Raw genomic sequence first — 18,254 nt, 5'->3', positions numbered from 1 at the left:
AACCAATTTCCTATGCGCAAGATTTACCAATGGACAGCTTTGGCTCTGGGATTGTTTTTGCAGGTCAATGCGATGGGACAGGCAACCAAAAAAGCACCTGAGATCAAGGAAGGGGAAGGTCCTTACAGCCAGCTAATCATTCGTGGCGCCATCCTCATTAACAGTACACTCGCCCCTCCCATCGGACCGATTGATATTGTTGTTGAGAAAAACAGGATCGTAAGCATTACCACAGTTGGTACCACGGCATTGCCGATTGACCCTAAAAGACGCCCTGCGCTGAAAGCCGGCGGCAAAGAATTACAGGCGGAAGGGATGTACATCATGCCCGGATTCGTGGATACCCACGCACATATAGGCGGAGGTTCCAAAGGTGCACATGCGGAATATGTTTTCAAGCTCTGGATGGCGCACGGCGTTACCACCATTGCGGAACCGGGCAGCATGAACGGTCTCGAATGGACATTGGATCAAAAGGAAAAAAGCAGCAAAAATTTAATTACTGCGCCAAGAATAAAAGCCTATTCCCGCTTTGGATTAGGCAGCACCGAGCCTATTGCAACACCGGAACAAGCCAGACAATGGGTTCGCAATAACGCCAAGGCCGGTTCCGACGGTATTAAATTTTTCGGTGCGGCGCCTGAAATTATGACGGCAGCGTTGGATGAAAACAAAAAACTGGGACTCCGCTCCATGATGCACCACTCGCAAACGGATGTAGGGCGCTGGAATGTGATGCATAGCGCCAAAGCCGGACTCAACTCCATGGAACATTGGTACGGACTTCCCGAAGCACTTTTCACCGACAGAACGGTCCAGAATTACTCCCTGGATTACAACTACACCAACGAACAGGATCGATTTGGCGAGGCCGGAACGTTATGGAAACAGGCTGCACCACCATTTTCTGATCGCTGGAACAAAGTGATGAACGAGCTGCTTGCGTTGGACTTCACCCTTTCCCCTACTCTCAACATTTACGAAGCGAACCGGGATCTGATGCGGGCCAGGAGAGCAGAATGGCACGAAGATTACACCATGCCGCAGGTCTGGAACTTTTATGCACCAAGCTGGAACTCGCATGGATCGTACTGGCACTCCTGGGGAACGGAACAGGAAATCCAATGGAAAGAAAACTACCGTCTTTGGATGGCTTTTATCAATGAATATAAAAACCGGGGCGGCAGGGTAACAACCGGTACAGATGCAGGTTTTATTTATGAATTATACGGTTTCGCTTTTGTACGTGAACTTGAACTGCTGAGAGAAGCTGGGTTCCATCCGCTTGAAGTAATTAAGTCGGCAACACTGAACGGAGCTGAATCGCTGGGTTTGGATAAAGAGCTGGGAAGTGTAGAAGTTGGCAAGCTCGCTGACTTTGTTCTGATAGAAGAAAATCCACTTAAAAATTTACAAGTATTGTACGGAACGGGAGCTATTAAACTCACCAAAGAAAATAAAATAACCAGGGTTGGCGGCGTGAAATACACCATTAAAGACGGGATTATTTACGATGCTAAAAAATTGCTGGCTGATGTAAAGAAACTGGTAGAAGAAGACAAAGCTGCTGCCGGATTTAAAATTACACAACCTGGTGTTGAGCCTCAGAAGTAAGAATAGTTACATCCCGATAAAAAAGAAAACATCCCGATATGACTTAGATCATACCGGGATGTTTTATGAACGATTATTAATATACGCAAACTAGGTTTCTATCGCTCACGCTGTTTTGTGGCGAAATTCGCGTTTATAATCGCTTGGCGACATGCCTGTTGTTTTCTTGAAAACCCTGTTAAAATTGATGGCACTATTAAATCCCGTTTTGTAGGCAATCGTTGAAATCCCATCATAATTCCCGCTGATAATCTTCTTACATGCCTCATTGATCCGCACTTCGTTCAGGAAGTTATTGTACGTTTTACGCGTATGCTGTTTGAAGTACTTACAAAAGGCATGCGGGGTAATGTGGGCAATGGAAGCAATCTTGTTCAGTGTAATATTTTCTGCATAATTTTCGAGGGTGTATTGAAAAATGTCATTCATGCGGTTGCCTTCCGACTCTGAAAAAGGATAATTTGAAAAGCCAGTCGAAAGCGATTTCCAGCCTACCACATCTTTGGAGAAATACTGAAAAATTTCCAGAAGCGACAGCAAACGTTCCAGATTTGTTTTGCTTGTTATTTTCCTGATCGCATCACCAATATGTTTGCCGTGTTCCTCAGGAAGCTGCAACCCAGTGGTGCAGGAATCTATAAATTTCCTTATTGAAAGCAATTCTGGCAAATTAAAAAATGCCTCAGGAATACGTTCCAAATCGAAAAAAATGTGAATTGCATGCGCATTCTCCTTATCCAGATTATCAAAATAAGCAGGATCCGACTTGAAAATATGTGGCTGGTTCGCTCCTATCACATACACGTCGCCAGACTTAAACGCTTGCGAATAATTACCGGCAATGAGCGTTCCTTCTCCCTTGATAATCAGGGTAACCTGCAATTCTTTGTGCCGGTGCAGAAAATTATAAAAGTGAGGCAACATATCCTCCTCTACTACTACGGCATCTTCTTTTGGAACAGGTGGAGTAAACTGTAGTACTTTCATAACAGACTAGTTGAAAAGGTTACAAATATTAGTATCAATAAAAACAAATTTCAATAAAACCGGAATAACCTACCTCAATAACCACACACAAAAAATATAAATATTCAGATAATCATATTATTTAATCAGAAACTGAAAATAACTTCAAATATCTCCATACGAGCGCAATAGAGCACTTTCTCTACAACTTTCCCGTTACAGGTGTGTTTTATAGCCTTTACCAATATTATCATTTTTTTTGTTCAAATGAAACAGGCAGATTAATATTTGTTTAATAATCACTAATAATAATTAAATATTATCCAATCTTTCCAGCACCCTGTAAATCAGGCATCTCCATTTGTATGCAGGTCACTATTTGATGTTAAGTGCTGCGGAGTATTAGATTTTTTTGAGTGTCGGATGGCTCATTTCTTATCACAAAAAATCCCGTTGCAATGCGCAAACGGGACTTTTTAAAATTACTACCATACAAATAACCGTCTTTAAACTCAGAGCAATCCCCGCCTTTCCATTTCCTTTCCAAGCAAAAACAACTCCCGTCCCGTTTGTCCTGCCACCGAGCTGTTTTCCTGCGCACGCCGCAATAAATATGGAATCACATCGGCGACTGAACCATACGGTAGATATTTGCTTACACTATATCCATTGCGGGCAAGATTGAAGGTAATGTTGTCGCTCATTCCATATAACTGCGAAAAGAATGTGTGGTTGTATTTGTTATTCTGTTTTGCCAAAATATCCATGGCCAGCATGTTGCTGTGCTCATTATGTGTTGCCACTACCACAGCTATACCTTCGTTTTTGGAAAGACAAAATTCAACAGCTTTGTTAAAATCGTTATCGGTAGCAGTCTTATCAGGTTGTATCGGAGATGGTGTATTGGTGGCCTCTGCTCTTGCACGTTCCTTTTCCATATACGCTCCACGAACCAGCTTTACCCCCAATAAAAAGGATTGCTGTTTTGCTACTTCATCACTCAGTTTCAAAAATTCAAGTTTATCGTGCCTGTATAACTGAATGGTATTGTAAACCGCCACATGCTTTTTGTTGTAACTTTTCATAGCAAGCATTACCAAAGCATCCACTGTATCCTGTATCCACGATTCCTCAGCATCAATCAGCACACCCAAATTGCGGGTCATTGCAGCTTCACATATCGCAAAAGTCCGGTCTATCACCCTTTGCCATTCCTGGTTTTCTTCTGCCGTGAGCACCGATGTATCCACCGAGATCGAAGCTGGTGTTATTGACACGTGCGGATTGATTTTTTCCAGCAATTCAAATCTTGCAAGTGCCGTTATTTTCAGACTGATAAAAGGAATACTTTTCTGGCTGGCCGCGTAGTTTATCGCCTTGATAAATTCCTGTTTCGCAAGATCGAAATTGGCTTCTCCCTCCTTGGCTTCCGCACCGTAATCCAGTATCACATCTACTTCGTAGTCCGCAAGTTTCTTCACAACCGGTGTAGCTTTCTCCAGTGTTTCTCCACCTACAAACTGGCTGTATAATGTATCCTTCAGCAAACCCAATACGGGGAGCCGCCACTTGATTGCAGTCAAAATAAAACCTGTCCCAACCGATATTAACCAATTGAATTTCATCATTTTAAACAACCAGTATGCTTTACGCAGCTCCCAGTTTGTTTTATATGCAAATGCATGTTCCGAGTCTTCAAATATTTTATTCATGAATAGCTATATCGTGATTTACCTCAAAAATAAAGGACGAAATCTTTGGATTTATATTTTGGCAATTTCTGCTTATATATGGATAATTTGAGATTAAACCTGATAAGGCATGCTGTTTTACCTTTGGAAAGGATATGATTATTCCAATGTCCGATCGGATGGAACAATATCATGTGAAAATGGTTTATACATTAATACAAACTTAAAAACGATCTGGCTATGGCAAACGGATTTTTCAATGTGCCTGCATTACAGAACGAACCCGTTCTGGATTATGCACCACAAAGTGCCGAAAGGTTCAAACTAAAAGCTGCAATTAAAGAAGCAAAATCAACCGTGGCGGACATTCCTATGTTTATAGGAAAGGACGAAATCAGGACTGGGAAGAAAATGGAGATCAGGCCGCCACATGAGCATCAGCACATTCTTGGATACTATCACGAAGGCGACGAAAGCCATGTTACCGCGGCTATAGACGCAGCCCTTGCTGCCAAACCAGCCTGGGAAAACATGACCTGGGAAAACAGAGCAGCCATATTTTTAAAAGCCGCTGATTTGTTTGCCGGCCCATACCGCTATAAAATCAATGCGGCAACCATGCTTGGTCAGTCCAAAAATGCCTATCAGGCGGAGATAGATGCGGCATGTGAAATGATTGATTTTCTGCGTTACAACGTGACTTTCATGTCGGAAATTTACAAGCAGCAACCGGTATCAGGTAAAGGAATCTGGAACCGTACCGACTACCGCCCACTGGAAGGATTTGTGTATGCGCTCACGCCATTCAACTTTACTGCCATCGCAGGGAACCTGCCGGCGTCGGCTGCCATGATGGGTAATGTGATCGTTTGGAAACCATCCGAAAATCAGGTATTCGCAGCAGCTGTTATCATGGAAGTTTTCCAGAAAGCGGGTTTGCCAGCGGGTGTGATCAACCTCATCAATGTGGACGGACCAAAAGCGGGAGACATTATTTTCAATCATGCAGAATTTGCAGGATTGCACTTTACCGGCTCTACGGCTGTTTTCCAGACCATCTGGAAAAACATCGGGAACAACATTCACAAGTATAAAAGCTACCCGCGCATCGTTGGAGAAACGGGTGGAAAGGACTTTGTGGTTGCCCACGAAACAGCCGAACCGCACGTGGTAAGCACGGCATTGCTACGTGGTGCATTTGAGTATCAGGGACAAAAATGTTCGGCAGCATCCCGCGCCTACATTCCAAAATCACTTTGGCCTGCTGTAAAAGAAAAACTGCTTGCCGACCTGAAAACAGTGAAGGTGGGAACGGTTGAAGATTTCGGCAACTTCGTGAATGCGGTTATTTCTGAAAAGGCTTTCGACCGCATTGTTTCCTATATAGACAATGCAAAAAATGCACCGGAAGCGACCATTATTGCCGGTGGAACTTATGACAAAACTTCCGGATACTTTATTGATCCGACCATTATAGAAGTGACCGATCCTTATTACGTCACCATGCGTGAAGAGATTTTCGGGCCCGTTTTATCGGTTTATCTATACGATAATTTTGAGGAAATTCTTGATGTGATTGACAACACGTCGATCTACGCTTTGACAGGTGCAGTGATTTCACAGGATCGGGCTTCGATTGATCTTGCATTGAACAAACTTCGTAACGCAGCGGGTAATTTCTATATCAACGACAAGCCAACCGGCGCGGTTGTTGGCCAGCAGCCATTTGGCGGAGCAAGAGGATCAGGCACGAATGACAAGTCGGGGTCGATGCTGAACTTGCTTCGGTGGGTATCTCCGCGGACGATTAAAGAAACTTTTGATCCGCCAAGAGAATACGTTTACCCGTTTTTGAAAGAAGATTTGTAGGCTGTTATTGGTTGAAAATTTTGGGTGAAAAGTGAGAAGTAAAAAGTAAAATGTCCGTTAACTAAACGTCAAACGACACTAGTGTGGTGTCATGCTTAAAATGACGGTTAAAATAAGTTGCCCTCAGAGGCCAAATGTCACCCTGAGCGGAGTCGAAGGGCAAAATGCTTCAATTCCGCTCAGCAAGACAACGCTCAATTTATAGGTCAAACTACATTGGCTGATTTACTTTAATAAATATAAAAACTTCCGGGAGATGCAGGCTTGTTACTGTTTCTTCCGGAATTTGTTTTTTCAGCACAAAAAATTCTATGGTTATTCCAACCTTTTACTGAGTTTAAACATCTGTTAGTCAAATAACCATTCGAACCATGAGATCCGTTTCCACCATTCTATTTTTGACACTGATTGCTGTTGCCTGCAAAAAAGCTGAACCACAAGAATATGAAGCTGTAATTACGGGTCGTGATTTCACTTTTTGTGGAGGATGCGGCGGGTGGCTTGTTCATGTCGTGGAAAACAAGGATACGACCATGTATCGGGCAGATGTTGCTCCACCATTTGACAAACCCATGCAACCGGTTTTTATCCGATATGGAAAAGACGAAAGCGATGGCAATAAAACGGCTGGCAGATGGATTGTTATTAAATCAATACGCAGGAGAGAATAGCAGGAAACCTATGCATAAGCAGGATCGACGCACTGCATCAATTCCTTACCAGACATGGCGTTAGAATCGAACGCAGACGAGTTTGTTCCTTTAAATTCCGTTCCTGAAAGGTTATCCTTTTCTCTGTAAATAAATGAAATAGTCGACTTCGGCTGGCCAACATTGAACACCCTTGAACCACCATCCGTATAATCTGCAATGAGTTGGCTTAGTAATTCTTTACTGCTAAACTCTAAACACTTTAATGTAAACCGGTAACCCTCTCCATCCCAATTCAAATAAAGCAGATAGCGGTAATCGGAGACGATCTGAAAATAAAAATTGAATCTTGGCTGCTTGTCGTAACGACTCGAAAGTTGAAGTTCTGTTGATTCCGGAAAGTAAGATTTTATTTCGTCACGTAAATAGTCAATCGAATCCATTCTTTTTAACATATAACAGGTGTCAGCTTTGTGGTATAATCAAATATACCTATCCGGTAGCAAATTTTCAATCAAATGGCATTTAAAGGCACAATTTCTCAAAATTCTGCATCACGATCTGTAAAAATTCATCTTCCGTTTTCAATCCGGCTTTTTTTGCCAAGTCTCATCCAGAAAAGTCCAGGCCAACATCCGGCTCACTTTTTGTCCCTGTGACATTTCTACCGTTTTCACATCCAATGCACCCACTTTTTTGAGATTCTGATACAAAGAAGGTAAAGTCGTTTTCTTTGAAACCAACGAAGTAAACCAGCGACACTGCGTTGCAAAATCCTTACTCTGGTCAATCATTTTCAGGATAAATGCCTGCTCTCCGCCCGGATACCACAATTCAGCCTGTTGTCCGCCAAAGTTGAGTGTATTTCCCTGCTTCGATTTGTCCCGTCCCAGGTTTTTCCATTTGCGCTGTGTGCCCTGGTTTGCCTCCGCAAGTGAAGCATGAAAGGGCGGATTACACATCGTAAAGTCAAATTTTTCGGTGTCACCAATAATACCTTTAAAAATATCAGAAGACGATTTTTGAAGTCTGCACTCAATAAAATCTTTTAGTTCAGGATTGGTTTGTACAATCAGGCTGGCTGTTTCAAGTGCCTTTGCGTCCACATCGGTCCCCACAAACGACCAACCGTAACTCTGATGACCAATGATCGGATAGACACAATTGGCCCCGACGCCAATGTCAATTCCTCTTACATCAGACCCGGCAGGAATTTTACCCTTAAGTGATAACAAATCGGCGATGTAATGAATGTAATCGGCACGACCGGGAATTGGAGGACAAAGATAGCCAGCCGGAATATCCCAGTATTTGATTTTGTAAAAATGACTCAAAATGGCTCTGTTAATCATTTTCACAGCCTTCGGATCTCCAAAATCCACGGATTCATTTCCATACTGATTCATCTGAACAAACGGACGCAGTTCCGCACACGCCTTAATCAACGCCTTAAAATCGTACTGAAACCGGTGCAGATTGCGAGGATGCAGGTTGGTCTTTTCAGCAGGCTTTTCTTTATTCTTAACTGTCCTGGTGTTTTTCATAATTACTTATTGCTCTTAATGGATTACAGCGGCAGAAGGTATTGCGAATCCAGACCGGCCTTACGCAGATTAGGAAATTGCGTCTTCCAGGGCCGTAAAAACAAAAAACTGTTTGACGACGAAGGAGGAGTTTTTTTTGTTTAGGTCATGGAAGACGCAATTTCCGTTAAGATCTGAGTACAGCCTTGACTTTTTTTGTTACTTTTTTGTGTCAAGGCAAAAAAGTAAAATCTCCCAAGATGCCGTAAGTCAATTTTTGTCTTACCAGCTACAAAATAATGTAAAAAGTATATTTTAATATCAAACATCCAATCCGTCACCATCAGTGGTCAGCACCAAACTCATATAATCAAAGAAAGGTCTCATGTTTTTAAACGTCTGATTCGCTTTCTGCAAAAAGTCAGCACTCGTTACTTCACTGTCTGAAAAATGCCTGATCAGCAGAAACTGTTTGTAACGAAGCAGATCAATTGCTGCATCGTCCGCATCAAATCCTTTCGGAGTTGTTTTTAACTTTTCCCCTTCCAGCGCTCCAAACGTATCAACAAACGACTTGCTTTTTAAAATGGCTTGCAACGGCGCCGGATCAAAACTGATATCCTCACGAATCCGTTTTAAGTCATCCGCATTGGGTGCAAAAAAGCCTCCTGCCAAAAAACTGTTTCCTGGCTCTATGTGAAAATAATAGCCGCCACGAAGTTGCTTTGTAGCACGTGAAAAACGTCCACTCCAATTGTTTTTGTATGGAATTTTCTCTTTCGAAAACCGGGTATCGCGGTAAATCCGGTGCAGACTCTTTTTACCTGAGGGCGTTTCGATCAGATCATGAACGTTCATTTCGTTCAGTAACCCATCTGCAAATTGCTCTATATGGGTTTGCTCTGTCAAAAACACGTCCTTATGTGCATTGAACCAGTCGCGGTTGTTATTTGCCTTTAATAATTTCAAAAAATCCAGACTGGATACCGGAATATTGGGATGCTTTTTTGTCATGCCCAAAGGTAATAAATACTGCCTTATTTCATTTTGTTAGTCACTTACTTCCGATCTGACAATCATCCATTTTATCCTTTTCAAAGTAAAAACATGAATTCACCAGGAAAACTTAAAACCAAATTCCAACCATTCAGATTCTTTTCGTTTCATTAAATAAACATCAATATACTATGAAACGATATTTCCTATTTCTATTTGTAACCATTGCAGCATTGGCCTGCAAAAAGGATGACCCGGAAACTCAAATAAACAAAATAGCCGGAACCTGGGAACTTGCTGCAAGAGAAGAATTGGCAGAGGGTAAGAATGTTTGGGTTGATGTGTCGCAAACCAACCCGGAAGTTTTGGTTTTTCGTGAAGACGGTGATCTTATTGATGTAACTGGACTCCCAATTTGCTGCGCTCCTCGCTCGTTATCGATTGATGGAAATGTCGTCAAGATCGCTCCCAAACAAAATGTTCTATATAGTGCCATGTGCATGTATGTGAATTGTGTCTATTGCGAAACCTGGGGAATTGAAACGCATGGTGACGAGATCATCGTCTCCTATTGCGGAATGTCCAGAACCAGGTACATAAGAAAAGACGGGATTTAAATCTATTCACTCACACCCGTAAAGCCCCCCGAAATCCTCTTGCTGCGTAATAGGAATCCGCACCGTTGTGGTATATAAAAACCCTTCCGAAACGGCGGTCGCCAAATATTGCACCACCCAGTTTACGGATGTCGGCAGGTGTTTTTAGCCAACTGGATGTCTTGGTGTCAAAACTTCCAAGCTTTTGCAATTCAATATACTCTTCCTCTGACAACAGTTCTATACCCATTTCGGCAGCTGCATCCACGGCGCTGTTCTCCGGTTTGTTCGCTTTTCGGGAATCCAGCGCGGCACGGTCGTAGCAATAGCTCCGGCGCTCTTTCGGTGTTTCCGGCGAACAGTCGTAAAAGAGAAACTCGCCTGTTTTTGAATCCTGCCCTACTACGTCCGGTTCGCCACCGGTAACCTCCATTTCATCCAGAATCCATAATTTTTCAGGGCTGGCTTCCAGCCTGGTTTGCACGTCATTCCACGCAATTGCTTCATGACGATTTTTATTCTTTTCAAAACGTGCTTTTAAAATAGCGAGCATGTCGGCGCTTTGTTCTGATGATAATTCTCTTTTATTGCCCATTGTTTAGCTTCCTTTTAATTTTCATTTTTAACTTTTAAACATCATTCCGTTATAATAAAGAAAACGGAATCCACAAACTAATGACTTCTTACCTCCCGCTTTCAGTCCTTCAAACCTCTGCCTTCAAAAATCTGCATTACACATTTTTGAATACGTGCCTCTCGGGTACCGGATTGCTTGGGTTGAGAAAAATATAACAAATATCCGCGCTGCCGTCCGGGAGTAAGTGCTTCAAAAGCTGTTTTCAGTTCCGGCATTTCGTCCAGTTTATTTTTAAACTCCTCAACGAATATAAACTCGGAGGTTTTCTTCAACTCAAACTTTAAACCCGCCTTTTCAACTTCAATGGCCTCGTAAATATGAGACTTCAAAACAGACTCTCGATCGCTAACTTCCGCTACACTGGTGAACCGGACCTGCCGGGCTGCCTGTACGTTTTCTGACTGTTGAAAAAGAATTCCGTATTCATTCTGCAACAGGGCGCCCTTGAAAAACAGAACCCCGCAATACTCCTTAAAAACATGTATCAGCACAATGTTCTTTTTTTGAAACGTGTAGCATGGAGAGCCCCATTTCAAATCCTCAGACAACCCGCAATCAAGAATAATTTTTCTCAATTTCCTGATTTCGCTCTGCCACTTTTGCTCTTTGTCGAAATAAAAATCAACCTTCGGATTCATATTAATAGTTGGTTGAATTCACTTTTCGATTCGCCGGCCTAAAATACCAGGATACCACCGTCAGTACAATCAGTAACAACGGGCCAAAAAACTCAACGGCGGCGTCACCACTGGCAAGGTGTGAAAATACTGCGCCCGACATCACAAAAAAGAAACCTGCGTACGCCCACTCTTTAAGCAATGGAAATTTAGGAATGAGTACCGCCACCACGCCCAAAATTTTCCAGACTCCGATAATGGTTAAAAAATAGAGCGGATAACCCAGCCGTGTCATCATTTCCACTTCTTCCTTCAAATGAATCACCTGAACAATTCCCGTGGAAAGCATTCCCAACGAAAGCCAGACTGTCGCTACCCAATAAATAATTCTGTTTCTCTTTTCCATGACATGATGTTATTTTATCTGTTTTACAATTTCCTGTAAGCGGTTATGTGCCATGTTGAGCCCCTGAGCAAAGGGTAATTTCATCATCTGATCCCGGAACCCGACAGATTTATACAAAATCTGCATAGTGAGTTTGCTTGTGACATCAGTCAGCTTCTCAAATTCAAGAAATTCGAGCTGAACAGGAAATGGAGAATTTTCCATTTCGAAGGTTCGTGTTATTCTCCTGTCTGCAACAAAATCATGAACGGTGCCATTGGCACGAAAAAGCACATTACCCTGCGGATCACAGGTTTCGAACTGATAACTGCCATGTTTCTTGTTTTCAAGTTTCAAAACCCGCGTTCCCATCCATTGTGACACAATTTCCGGGTCTTCATAAGCTTTAAAAAGTAATTCCAACGGCAGGTCAAATTCCCTTGTGATCACAACTTCCTGCTTGTCGGGCTCTGCATTCACTTTCGTTTTACGCTCCATACAATCTATTTTTTGGGTATATAATTTTTCATGATGTTTTCTAATTTGTTGAACCGATCGTCCCACATGTTACGGAATGGCTCAATAAAATCAGACACCTCTTTCATTTTTTTAGCATTGATCTGATAATAAACCTCTCGCCCGCTTTGCTGTTGCATGAGCAACTCGCATTCCGTGAGTATTTGCAAATGTTTGGAAATTGTTGGCCGTGCCGTCTCAAAATTTGAGGCTATTGCTCCGGCGGTCATCGTTTGTGACGCTACCAGCAGCAATATTCCCCGCCTCGTCGGGTCTGCAATGGCCTGAAATACATCTCTTCTTAAATTCATTATGTAGTCATTTGACTTCAAATATAAAATGAAGTTAAATGACTACATAATTTTTCTTATGTTTTTTAAAAGCATCGCATACACGTTATCTCGCGGTCTTTTGTAGCATGATTATTTCATACCCGGTTCAAGAAGAATAATTTTGGTAAAATGAGTCTGACAAGTGTAACCCATCATTGGGGGAGGTGCCTGCGGAATTTCAGCATTTATAGAACTCTTTCTCCGGTTAAGAATTTCCCGTCTGCATCACAATCATTGAAGAAAATGAAGAAGTGGGCAAGGGTCTGGCCTTGTATGCATGCATAACTGCGCACCAGAAGCATAGCTGCCAGTATCTGATTCTGGCTTCCGGCGCACCACTTTCTAACAACTATAGCGAACATCCTGACTTGCTACAAATGATACATAAGTGATTATCTGATGTTATCGCTCGTTCCACTCTTCCCCGTAGCCGCCAATGTTACCGTTTTTGTTTCTTTTTTGGGATCAGAAGAAGTACAATCGTCCTTGCTGGTTTTCCTATCGTTACTGGTATCACTTGTTCTGTCGGCGTTGCCGCTTTGGTGATTATGTGAACCATCCGATAGACCTGATTCCCTTTTCTTAACTAATTTTGCTTTCTTGTTTCTGATTAATCTTTGCAAACAAACTTTGGATTTCTGATAAGGAACAGAGTTCTCATAAATTAAAAAAACATTGGAAAAGCCATTGGTTGACAAGCAGTATAAACTGGAAAAGCAAGCCGGAAAGGGTGGCTGGACTTACATTGTGATCAATGAAATTCCGCCTGCCGAACATGCCTGGTTTGGACAGGTGAGGGTGAAAGGCACCATTGACAAATATGAATTAAAAAGCTACAACCTGATGTCGATGGGTAAGGGTAAACTTTTCCTTCCGGTAAAAGCAGAAATCAGAAAGAAAATAGGAAAAGAAGGTGGCGATTGGGTGCAGCTCACTTTATACGCAGACAATACCCCGCTGGGTGTTCCCGAAGAACTCTCGCTTTGCCTCGCCGACGAACCTGTTGCTCACCAAAAATTCATGGCGTTTAGCGAAGCAGACCAACGGCAATTTATCGACTGGATCTATTCAGCAAAAACAGAAGATACCAAAATCGAACGTATTGCTAAAACCGTTAACATGGCCTTGAACGGCCAAAAAATGAGCGGGAAGAAATAGTGTGCTGTGTGGAATAAAAATGATGTGACCGTTTTGACACAGATTGGCTAATTGGTTGGTATATATAAAAGTCAGGGTTCTTTTGGTTTTACGAATCACGTAACCAAAATACTTTAATCCCATTTCCAGTCAGTCTTTCTCACCAAATGTCCGCCCACCATGAATGCTTTTCGATTAGTAGTAAGCTTTTTTCTCTTCACATGCCTTGCATGTAACGACTCATCAAAGCGCGACGGGATGGAGATTCGTGTTGACTGTAAAGAGTGCATTGGTAAGAAAATCAGCGTTTCCCAGCACTCTGTTTTGCGGAACAACGAAATAAAACTATATCAGGCTCAGTTCGACTCGTCTGGTAGTATGCTGGTGAAATTACCAAATCAGGATACGCTGGGGCTTTCGCTAAAAGTCAATGAAGGTGATAGTATCTATTTTCATGCTTACTTATATCTTGAACCCAATACACACATTGAAGTTAACTTTGAGAAAAAAGATGTTCGATTCAGTGGTGATTTGGCAACCATAAATACCTATCTGGGCGACTTACGTAAAATTGATAACAAGCGCTTGGATTTCAGAAACGTTTGGAGGACCGACAGTGATCGTATTAAATCAAAAGACTCGCTCGAAAATTACATTACTATTATCAAATCATTCGGAGCAGAATTTGATAAAAAGGTCTCTTCTGACGCTTCACTTTCTCACTACGAAAAAGATTTTCTTCACAGTATCAACACCGGGTTTGAAACCTACCGTCGACTGGATTTTGACTTCTTCAAATTACTGTATGACAGACAGATATACTATGACAATGAAGATGATAAGCAAATTGTTAAGTACCAGGATTCTGTGACGCATGCATACTTCTCCGGCCTTACCATCAATCCTCATCTCTTAAAATTTAATGGTTCATTTTACAACTGGTATCTAAACATCGGCAGCAGGATGTCGGAGCTAATGGAAATCTACTACAAACAACATCAGGAGTATAGTTTCAGTTATGACTATCTAAAAACAACAGTCCGTTTAAATAAAAAATCGGCACAACATCATGACTTTGTATTAAGTAACCTCATTGCATCCGGATATGTACTCGACGGAGTTGCGTATGATGATCTGTTTAAATTGATCAGTGGGTTTAAGAAGGATTATCCGCGTTCAAAATATTTGCCCGAACTGGAAGAAATTCTTGCAGAATATGCTACCCTAAAACCAGGGGCACCAATGAAGGATTTCACGATGTCCGATAAAAATGGTAAAACGTTCAGGCTGTCAGACTATAAAGGCAAGTTGATTTATGTTGACGTATGGGCTACCTGGTGCGGGCCATGTGTGGAGGAGTTCCAGTTTTCCCGGAAGTTGGTGGAGAGATATGGTAAAAACCAGGACCTGGTTTTCCTTTATGTATCGAAGGATAACAAGCAAAAATCCTGGAAAAACTTCTTAATAAAAAACCCTGCTTTGAAAGGAGTTCACGGCATACAACCACCCAAAGAAGATGATTACGATCACCTCAAAATTGACAGCAATAACGTAATGCGTCTTTACAATATCGGTGGTATACCAAGGTATATTCTGATTGGGAAGGATGGGAAAATTATAAATTACAATGCTGCCAGACCCTCTGAGCTTGTAACCAACAAGTACCTTGATTCGCTTTTGACATTGTAGGGAATAATCATGTAATCGGCGACAGAGCCTCATGAAATCTTTATACAGCTTATTTTCCTCCTTTTTATTTACCTTAGAGTCAACAATTACACAAAATCACCATGGCAGTATACAATCTAACAGTTAATAGCAAGAAAGTAAAGGTGGACGTAGAGCCCGACATGCCTTTGCTTTGGGTAGTAAGGGATTTCGTAGGTTTGAAAGGAACAAAATTTGGTTGCGGCATGGCACTTTGCGGGGCCTGCACGGTTCACGTAAATGGACAACCGACGCGTTCCTGCCAGACTCCGGTTTCAAGTTTATCCAAATCCGATAAAATTACAACGATTGAAGGTGTTGGAGATGGACAGCTGAATGCGATTCAGAAGGCCTGGATTGAAGAACAGGTTCCACAGTGCGGTTACTGCCAGTCGGGCCAGATTATGTCCGCAGTGGCTTTGCTTAAAACGGATCCGAATCCGGATGACGCGGCGATAGATGCAGCAATGAGCGGAAACCTATGCCGTTGCGGAACGTATGACCGCATCCGTAAGGCAATTCACAGAGCTGCCGATTCGATGAAGGTGTCCTCTGGAGGCATCGGCAAGAAGTAGGCTGGTTTCATTTTCTATCCACAATTAGCATTCAATATTTTGGAAAATATACAAACATCACGCCGGGGTTTTCTCAAAGCGACTGGCCTCACCACCTTTGGTTTGGCTCTCGGCGTTACGTCCTTTGGGAAAGACGCCTCAGTCAAAAAAATTACAGCTGCTGTACTGAAGCTGGAAATAAATCCCTTTATCATTATTGATACTGCCGGGAACATCACGCTTGTGAATCCACGGCCCGATATGGGACAGGGTTCTACGCAGGCTGTTCCGTCGTTACTTGCCGAAGAACTGGAAGTGAGCCTTGAAAAGGTGCTCATTGTACAGAGCGACGGACAAGGAAAATACGGTAGCCAGACCTCGGGAGGAAGCAGCTCGGTACGCGAACTTTGGCAACCGATACGCAAAGCAGGTGCTGCGGCAAAGGAAATGCTGACCACCACCGCAGCGAAACGCTGGAATGTTCCAGTAACTGAGTGTGTTGCCGAAGATGGCAAAATACACCACAAAGCCAGTGGCAAATCGTTCACCTACGGAGAGTTGGCAGACGATGCTTCCAAACTTGAAATACCAAAAAATCCGAAGCTGAAAGATCCGAAGGATTTTAAAATCATTGGCAAATACAACAAACGCCTGGATGTACCCGAGCGTGTGAACGGACAAGCGGTATATGGCATTGATGTGGACATACCTGGAATGGTTTACGCAAGCATTTTTCACTCGCCTGCGATCCACGGAAAAGTGGTTTCCTTTGACGATAGCGAAACGAAAAAGGTGAAGGGCGTTCTTAAAGTGATGAAAACGGAGCGAACCATGCCGCACCGCACTTCTGAGGCCGTTGCCGTAATTGCAACCAACTACTGGGCTGCACTAAAAGGAAAAAAGGCGCTGAAAGTGAAATGGGACAATGCCGATTACGACAAAACCGTAAACACTGCCAAATACTTTGCAGACACCTACGAAGCTGCCAAAAAGGAAGGCGTGAATTACGAAGAGAAAGGGGATTTTACTGTGAAATACGCTACTGCTGAGCAGAAGATAGAATCACATTATGAAACTCCGTTTCTCGCTCATGCACCGATTGAACCTGAAAACGCTGTCGTGCATGTAAAGGATGACGGCACGGTAGAAATATGGGCACCGATACAAGGCCCCGACTGGGCGTTGCGGGACGTGGCCGGTTATCTGAAAATTAAACCGGAACAGATCAAAATCAATGTGACGTTATTGGGCGGAGCTTTTGGCCGGAAGGCGTACCATGATTTTTTGCTTGAAGCATGTCATTTGTCAAGAGAGCTTAAAAAACCGGTAAAAGTGGTGTGGACAAGAGAAGATGATATTTCGCAGGGACCCTATCGTCCGGGTATGCTGAGCCACATGCAGGGCTATGTTGAAAATGGGAAACTGGCAGGATTTCATCACCACGCCATCGGAGAATCCATTCTTGGACAAGTATTCAAAGGTCTGAAACCCGATGAGGCAGATGGCTGGATCGGTGAAGAACTGAGTACCGAAAACAACAAGTATAAATTCACATCTGCTTCGAAAATAAGCTGGACAAACGTAAAAACAGATATTCCGATTGTATGGTGGCGGTCGGTTTATGCGTCTAATTTTGGTTGGGGACAGGAATGTTTCATAGACGAACTGGCGCATCTGGCAGGAAAAGATCCGTTGAAAGCAAGACTGGAAATACTTCCTGACGAACGTTTCCAAAAGGTACTTTCGACATTGGCCGAAAAAGCAAAATGGGATGAAAAACTGCCGGAAGGAAGCGGGCGAGGCATAGCCGTGTTCAAATCATTTGGCAGTATTTCGGCTAGCTGCATTACGGTTTCCAAAAAAGACAAAGGCGTAACGATTGACAAAGTGGTAACGGTGATTGACTGCGGTTACTATGTAAATCCTGACAACGTGAAAGCACAGACGGAGGGAAACATTGTAATGGGGTTAACGGCGGCGATCAAAGACGGAATCACTTTTGCGAATGGCGAATGTGAACAAAGTAACTTTCACCAGTACAACATCTTACGCCTGAACGAAATGCCAAAGATTGACATTCACATTGTTGATAGTGGTGCCGTACCGGGCGGTGTGGGTGAACCGGGATTACCTCCTATTGCACCCGCCTTAGGAAACGCAATTTTCGCTGCAACCGGAAAAAGAATGAGAAAACTGCCTTTCAATATTGATGATCTGGGGTAATAACGGAGTCACTTTTATTGAAGTAAATACATGGAAGACTCCATTTTGGGGTCTTCTTTTTTGTTTCAGATTCAACACTTTTTGTACAAAAAAAGAGAGCAAAAATGCTCTCCCTTTTAAAACTAAATATCCACTAGAAACTTTAATTACCTACCAGGCTATATGTTAGTGTGTGTATTTCAGAAGACTTCTTAACTCCCGATTTCTCTACAAAGATGGCCAAATAACATTACCTGAGTTT

Annotated in this window: 19 protein-coding genes; 8 read left to right on the top strand and 11 right to left on the bottom strand. The window is 42.7% G+C overall.

Translation table 11 applies throughout. The annotated features are described in order from the left end of the window. Positions 1 to 12 precede the first annotated feature (12 nt). Positions 13 to 1,614 carry an amidohydrolase family protein gene (locus LZG71_RS07865; protein WP_233818770.1) on the top strand — a complete coding sequence of 534 codons (1,602 nt, stop codon included), beginning with the start codon at positions 13 to 15 and terminating at the stop codon, positions 1,612 to 1,614. 105 nt (positions 1,615 to 1,719) lie between these two features. Here the strand turns inward: LZG71_RS07865 and LZG71_RS07860 are convergent, their stop codons facing one another. Together LZG71_RS07860 and LZG71_RS07855 are read right to left on the bottom strand one after the other, a co-directional pair. Then, on the bottom strand, positions 1,720 to 2,601 hold the full coding sequence (locus tag LZG71_RS07860; protein ID WP_233818769.1) for an AraC family transcriptional regulator: 882 nt from the start codon (positions 2,599 to 2,601) through the stop codon (positions 1,720 to 1,722). A 491-nt stretch (positions 2,602 to 3,092) separates the two neighbouring features. Continuing rightward, positions 3,093 to 4,292, bottom strand: coding sequence for a proline dehydrogenase family protein (locus LZG71_RS07855; RefSeq protein ID WP_233818767.1), 1,200 nt, complete (start codon positions 4,290 to 4,292; stop codon positions 3,093 to 3,095). A 219-nt stretch (positions 4,293 to 4,511) separates the two neighbouring features. Here LZG71_RS07855 and pruA point away from each other — a divergent pair, with 219 nt between their 5' ends. Both pruA and LZG71_RS07845 read left to right on the top strand, forming a co-directional pair. Beyond that, positions 4,512 to 6,140, top strand: coding sequence for an L-glutamate gamma-semialdehyde dehydrogenase (gene pruA / locus LZG71_RS07850; RefSeq protein WP_233818765.1), 1,629 nt, complete (start codon positions 4,512 to 4,514; stop codon positions 6,138 to 6,140). A gap of 371 nt (positions 6,141 to 6,511) precedes the next feature. Next, positions 6,512 to 6,811 carry a hypothetical protein gene (locus LZG71_RS07845; RefSeq protein ID WP_233818763.1) on the top strand — a complete coding sequence of 100 codons (300 nt, stop codon included), beginning with the start codon at positions 6,512 to 6,514 and terminating at the stop codon, positions 6,809 to 6,811. Positions 6,812 to 6,819: 8 nt separating this feature from the next. On the opposite strand, the gene LZG71_RS07840 is transcribed toward LZG71_RS07845, so the two are convergent. The 3 genes from LZG71_RS07840 to LZG71_RS07830 form a co-directional block, all read right to left on the bottom strand. After that, positions 6,820 to 7,233 (bottom strand): hypothetical protein, encoded by a 414-nt coding sequence (locus tag LZG71_RS07840; protein ID WP_233818761.1) that lies wholly within the window; start codon positions 7,231 to 7,233, stop codon positions 6,820 to 6,822. Between the two features lie 141 nt (positions 7,234 to 7,374). Further along, positions 7,375 to 8,334, bottom strand: a complete 960-nt coding sequence (gene rlmF, locus LZG71_RS07835) for a 23S rRNA (adenine(1618)-N(6))-methyltransferase RlmF (protein WP_233818758.1) — start codon at positions 8,332 to 8,334, stop codon at positions 7,375 to 7,377. 300 nt (positions 8,335 to 8,634) lie between these two features. Continuing rightward, the gene (locus LZG71_RS07830; RefSeq protein WP_233818756.1) at positions 8,635 to 9,327 is read right to left on the bottom strand and encodes a DUF2461 domain-containing protein; all 693 of its coding nucleotides are present in this window, start codon (positions 9,325 to 9,327) and stop codon (positions 8,635 to 8,637) included. 173 nt (positions 9,328 to 9,500) lie between these two features. On the opposite strand from LZG71_RS07830, the gene LZG71_RS07825 reads away from it, so the two are divergent. Then, a complete protein-coding gene (locus tag LZG71_RS07825) occupies positions 9,501 to 9,926 on the top strand; it encodes a hypothetical protein (protein ID WP_233818754.1) in 426 nt (141 codons plus the stop codon). Between the two features lie 10 nt (positions 9,927 to 9,936). On the opposite strand, the gene LZG71_RS07820 is transcribed toward LZG71_RS07825, so the two are convergent. The 6 genes from LZG71_RS07820 to LZG71_RS07795 all read right to left on the bottom strand — a co-directional run bounded on the left by LZG71_RS07820 (position 9,937) and on the right by LZG71_RS07795 (position 13,015). Then, a complete protein-coding gene (locus LZG71_RS07820) occupies positions 9,937 to 10,500 on the bottom strand; it encodes a DUF4256 domain-containing protein (protein WP_233818752.1) in 564 nt (187 codons plus the stop codon). Positions 10,501 to 10,601: 101 nt separating this feature from the next. Then, positions 10,602 to 11,180 carry a YdeI family protein gene (locus tag LZG71_RS07815; RefSeq protein ID WP_233818750.1) on the bottom strand — a complete coding sequence of 193 codons (579 nt, stop codon included), beginning with the start codon at positions 11,178 to 11,180 and terminating at the stop codon, positions 10,602 to 10,604. Between the two features lies 1 nt (position 11,181). Beyond that, positions 11,182 to 11,565 (bottom strand): DoxX family protein, encoded by a 384-nt coding sequence (locus tag LZG71_RS07810; RefSeq protein ID WP_233818748.1) that lies wholly within the window; start codon positions 11,563 to 11,565, stop codon positions 11,182 to 11,184. A 9-nt stretch (positions 11,566 to 11,574) separates the two neighbouring features. Continuing rightward, positions 11,575 to 12,042 (bottom strand): SRPBCC domain-containing protein, encoded by a 468-nt coding sequence (locus LZG71_RS07805; RefSeq protein WP_233818746.1) that lies wholly within the window; start codon positions 12,040 to 12,042, stop codon positions 11,575 to 11,577. 5 nt (positions 12,043 to 12,047) lie between these two features. Continuing rightward, positions 12,048 to 12,371, bottom strand: a complete 324-nt coding sequence (locus LZG71_RS07800; RefSeq protein ID WP_233818744.1) for a helix-turn-helix transcriptional regulator — start codon at positions 12,369 to 12,371, stop codon at positions 12,048 to 12,050. 413 nt (positions 12,372 to 12,784) lie between these two features. After that, the gene (locus LZG71_RS07795; protein ID WP_233818742.1) at positions 12,785 to 13,015 is read right to left on the bottom strand and encodes a hypothetical protein; all 231 of its coding nucleotides are present in this window, start codon (positions 13,013 to 13,015) and stop codon (positions 12,785 to 12,787) included. A gap of 52 nt (positions 13,016 to 13,067) precedes the next feature. On the opposite strand from LZG71_RS07795, the gene LZG71_RS07790 reads away from it, so the two are divergent. The 4 genes from LZG71_RS07790 (at position 13,068) to LZG71_RS07775 (ending at position 18,013) form a co-directional block, all read left to right on the top strand. Beyond that, positions 13,068 to 13,550, top strand: coding sequence for a YdeI/OmpD-associated family protein (locus tag LZG71_RS07790; RefSeq protein WP_233818740.1), 483 nt, complete (start codon positions 13,068 to 13,070; stop codon positions 13,548 to 13,550). Positions 13,551 to 13,709: 159 nt separating this feature from the next. Further along, complete coding sequence (locus LZG71_RS30560) at positions 13,710 to 15,218, top strand: TlpA disulfide reductase family protein (RefSeq protein ID WP_304488662.1); 1,509 nt, start codon at positions 13,710 to 13,712, stop codon at positions 15,216 to 15,218. Positions 15,219 to 15,319: 101 nt separating this feature from the next. Continuing rightward, complete coding sequence (locus LZG71_RS07780) at positions 15,320 to 15,811, top strand: (2Fe-2S)-binding protein (protein ID WP_233818738.1); 492 nt, start codon at positions 15,320 to 15,322, stop codon at positions 15,809 to 15,811. A gap of 39 nt (positions 15,812 to 15,850) precedes the next feature. Next, complete coding sequence (locus LZG71_RS07775; RefSeq protein ID WP_233818736.1) at positions 15,851 to 18,013, top strand: molybdopterin cofactor-binding domain-containing protein; 2,163 nt, start codon at positions 15,851 to 15,853, stop codon at positions 18,011 to 18,013. Positions 18,014 to 18,254 lie beyond the last annotated feature (241 nt).

Origin of the sequence: Dyadobacter sp. CY312 (assembly GCF_021390535.1) — a bacterium.
Classification (GTDB): Bacteria; Bacteroidota; Bacteroidia; order Cytophagales; family Spirosomataceae; genus Dyadobacter.
The sequence above is the reverse complement of the archived record's forward strand: the minus strand, read 5'-3'. Positions and strand labels throughout refer to the sequence as shown.